Origin of the sequence: Phocaeicola coprophilus DSM 18228 = JCM 13818 (genome assembly GCF_000157915.1) — a bacterium.
GTDB classification, from domain to species: domain Bacteria; phylum Bacteroidota; class Bacteroidia; order Bacteroidales; family Bacteroidaceae; genus Phocaeicola; species Phocaeicola coprophilus.
Map to the genome: position 1 here is coordinate 1 of NZ_EQ973649.1, position 3,843 is coordinate 3,843.

The following is a 3,843-nucleotide window of genomic DNA, read 5'->3' on the forward strand; positions in this document are numbered from 1 at the left end:
GATATCCTATATATAAGGTAAGAGATCTCCTACACTCACCATTCCTTTCTGAAGGCCTCAGAAATTAAGAATAAATCAATATTACAACATTTCTTGAATTATCTTTTTAATAAGACTGATTGAATCAATTTAAATTTATACCTTTGCAGAAAATAATCTAAATTAAAAAACAACACCTATGAGAAAACTCAATCAATTGATCCTGGGAGCTTGCACTTTGTTAGCTTTAGCATGTAGCCCCCAACCCAAGCAAGAACAATTAGTATCCGCTTACGGAACTCCCTACCACTGGGAACAGGGAACTATCGTAGTTGACACTCCGGAACGTCCGGCTGGACAGGAATCTGCCATCGGTCTGACTGCACCGAAACTGAAAGTTGTACGTGTAGGTTTTGTAGGTCTGGGAATGCGTGGTCCGGGTGCCGTGGAACGCTTCACTCACATTCCGGGCGTACAGATCGTTGCTCTTTGCGACTACGAACAGGAACGTGCTGAAAATTGCCAGAAATATCTGAAGGCTGCTAGCCTGCCGAAAGCTGCTATCTACTCAGGAGCTGAAGGTTACAAAGAACTTTGCCAGCGTGAAGACATTGACCTGGTATATATCGCAACTGACTGGGATCACCACTTCCCTGTTGCCAAATGTGCTTTGGAAAACGGTAAGCATGCAGCTATCGAAGTTCCGTCAGCAATGGATCTGAAACAGTGCTGGGAACTGATCGACCTGTCTGAAAAGACTCGTAAACACTGTATGATTCTGGAAAACTGCTGCTATGACTGGTTTGAAATGAACACACTGAACATGGCTCAGAACGGAGTATTCGGTGAAGTTCTCCGCGCTCAGGGTGCTTACATCCACAACCTGGATGACTTCTGGCCTTACTACTGGAAGAACGGTAAAGAAGACAAACTGGGATGGCGTCTGCGCTACAACATGGAACATCGTGGTGACGTTTACGCTACTCACGGCCTTGGCCCTGTTGCACAGGCTCTGGACATTCACCGTGGTGACCGCATGACTACATTGGTTGCTATGGATACCAAATCTGTTCACGGTAAAGAACTGGTAGAAAAAGCAAGTGGTGAAAAATGCGAAAACTTCCTGAATGGTGATCATACAACAACTCTGATCCGCACTGCTAACGGTAAAGTAATTGAAATCCAGCACAACGTTATGAACCCGCAGCCTTACAACCGTCTGTATCAGCTGACTGGTACCAAAGGTTTTGCCAACAAGTATCCGGTAGAAGGATATGCAGTTGATGCTGCTCAGATGAAGGCTTCAGGCGTTCAGCCTAAAGTAGACAACCTTAGCTCACACGGTTTCATGCCTGACGCTGAAATGAAAGCTCTGGTTGAGAAATACCAGCACCCGATCTTGAAGAAATATGGTGAAATGGCAAAAGAAGTAGGTGGTCACGGTGGTATGGACTTCATCATGGACAGCCGTCTGGTTTACTGTCTGCAGAACGGTCTGCCTTTGGATATGGACGTTTATGACCTCGCTGAATGGTGCTGTCTGGCTGAACTGGGTGCTTTGTCTATGGACAACAACTGTGCAGCTGTTCAGTTCCCCGACTTTACTCGCGGTCACTGGAACGACGTTAAAGGATTCAAGCACGCTTTCGCAAGTCCTGAAGATGAAGCAGAAGCAGAAAAAGCAGCTAAAGAAGCTACTGCCAAGCTGAAAGAACAGGGTGCAAAAGAATGGGCTGCTGAAAAATAATCATCCGCACAATCTTAAACTCAATAGAAAGGCTGTCTTTCGGGACAGCCTTTTTTTATGCCCGCTTCCGGCAGTTTCAGCTGGATAGACATATAAAAGAACCGGTGATGCAAGTTTTTTTGCACCACCGGTTCTTCTCACTTGCCCGTATCTGGCCGCAGCAAGTTTATATCCGAATCCGAAAAATCTCAGCCTCTATCCTTTTGACGGATCTCTACCCGACGGATCTTTCCACTGATTGTTTTCGGCAATTCATCCACAAATTCAATCACACGAGGATACTTATAAGGAGCAGTTACACGCTTCACGTGATCCTGCAACTCCTTGATCAGCTCGGGTCCGGCCTTGGCCCGATAATCCTTAGCCAGCACAATGGTTGCCTTGACTACCTGACCACGAATTTCGTCAGGTACACCTGTAATGGCACATTCCACTACAGCCGGATGAGTCATCAGTGCACTTTCCACCTCAAACGGACCGATGCGGTAACCAGAACTCTTGATCACATCATCTGCACGTCCCACAAACCAGTAGTAACCATCCTCATCACGCCAGGCCACATCACCGGTATAATAGATTCCGTCGTGCCAGGCCTCACGGGTCAGTTCGGGAGCGCGATAATATTCCTTGAACAGACCAAGCGGTTTTCCCTTGTCTGTATGGATCACAATCTGTCCCTGTTCTCCATCTTCTGCAGAACGTCCGTCCGGAGTCAGCAGATCAATATCATACTGCGGATTGGGAACACCCATACTTCCCGGTTTCGGTTCCATCCAGGGGAAAGTAGCCAGAGTCAGGGTTGTTTCAGTCTGTCCGAATCCTTCCATCAGCCGGATACCGGTAATCCGCTTGAAAGTCTCATAGACTGAATAGTTCAAGGCTTCACCGGCCGTCGTACAATATTCCAGTGATGACAGATCATATTTTGTCAGGTCCTCACGGATCAGGAAACGATAAATGGTAGGAGGAGCACAAAGTGAGGTAATATGATAGTCATGTATCTTCTGAAGAATGTCTGCCGGTGTAAACTTCTCGTGATCATAAACAAATATATTGGCTCCGGCAATCATCTGTCCGTACAGTTTTCCCCATACAGCCTTACCCCAGCCGGTATCTGCAATGGTAAGGTGCAGACTGTTGGGATGCAGATTATGCCAGAAACTGCCGGTCACGATATGTCCCAGCGGATATGTAAAGTCATGAGCCACCATCTTAGGTTCACCGGTCGTACCCGAAGTGAAGTACATCAGCGAGATATCGTCATTCGTATTGACCTGCTGCGGACGCACAAACGGAGCAGCCTGCTCAATTCCCTGATGGAAATCTTCAAATCCTTCCGGATGTTCAGGGCCCACGCTTACCAGTTTCTCAACGCTGGGAGATTCCGGCATGGCATCAATGATGTGACGGGTAATCACTTCTTCACCCGCAGCAACAATCATCTTGATGGTAGCCGCATTGCAGCGATAAACGATATCCTTCTTGGTCAGCAGGTGAGTAGCAGGAATTACAACGGCCCCCAACTTATGAAGGGCAATGATGGAAAACCAGAATTCATAGCGGCGCTTCAGGATCAGCATGACCTTGTCGCCCCGTCCGATTCCCAGACTCTGGAACCAGGAAGCGGTCATGTCCGTATATTTCTTCAGATCGGCAAAAGTAAACTGGATATGCTCTCCCTTGTCGTTCGTCCATAATAAAGCTTTCCGTTCCGGCTCTTCCGCAGCCCATACATCCACTACATCATATCCGAAATTGAAGTTCTCGGGAACTTTAATCCGGAGATTCTTTATAAAATCCTCCTGAGAGGTAAAATGTGTCTGTTCAATAAATCTTTCTAACATACTCAACTTCTAAATTATTGCATTACTACAGCCAGGAAGCGCACTGTCTTCCCATCGAGTGCTTTCATTCCGTGAGGAAGTGCCGAATTGAAGTACAGGCTGTCACCCGGATTCAGGATCAGTTCCTTTCCGTTGATGTTCAGCAGCAGACGTCCTTCAATCACCAGATTAAATTCCTGCCCTGCATGTGTATTGAAATAGACAGGAGTTTCTTCCGGCTTCGGTTCTACGGTCACAATAAACGGATCTGCAATCCGGTTGCGGAAACCGGAA

The 3,843-nt window shown here is 46.9% G+C and carries 3 protein-coding genes; 1 reads left to right on the forward strand and 2 read right to left on the reverse strand.

The features are described 5' to 3' along the window. The first annotated feature begins 178 nt into the window (after window positions 1-178). Window positions 179-1,726: a Gfo/Idh/MocA family protein gene (locus BACCOPRO_RS14370; protein WP_008144739.1), complete on the forward strand. Its 1,548-nt coding sequence runs from the start codon at window positions 179-181 to the stop codon at window positions 1,724-1,726. A gap of 188 nt (window positions 1,727-1,914) precedes the next feature. Here BACCOPRO_RS14370 and BACCOPRO_RS14375 read toward each other — a convergent pair whose 3' ends face one another. Then, complete coding sequence (locus tag BACCOPRO_RS14375; protein ID WP_008144742.1) at window positions 1,915-3,570, reverse strand: AMP-binding protein; 1,656 nt, start codon at window positions 3,568-3,570, stop codon at window positions 1,915-1,917. A gap of 14 nt (window positions 3,571-3,584) precedes the next feature. Next, window positions 3,585-3,843, reverse strand: a 259-nt coding sequence (locus tag BACCOPRO_RS14380; RefSeq protein WP_008144744.1) for a cupin domain-containing protein, incomplete at its 5' end; no start/stop codon positions are given.

What these genes read in the sequence shown, in the direction of transcription:
- BACCOPRO_RS14375 (WP_008144742.1), bottom strand. Translation starts at nt 3,570, where the DNA reads ATGTTAGAAAGATTTATTGAACAGACACATTTTACCTCTCAGGAGGAT.
- BACCOPRO_RS14370 (WP_008144739.1), top strand. Translation starts at nt 179, where the DNA reads ATGAGAAAACTCAATCAATTGATCCTGGGAGCTTGCACTTTGTTAGCT.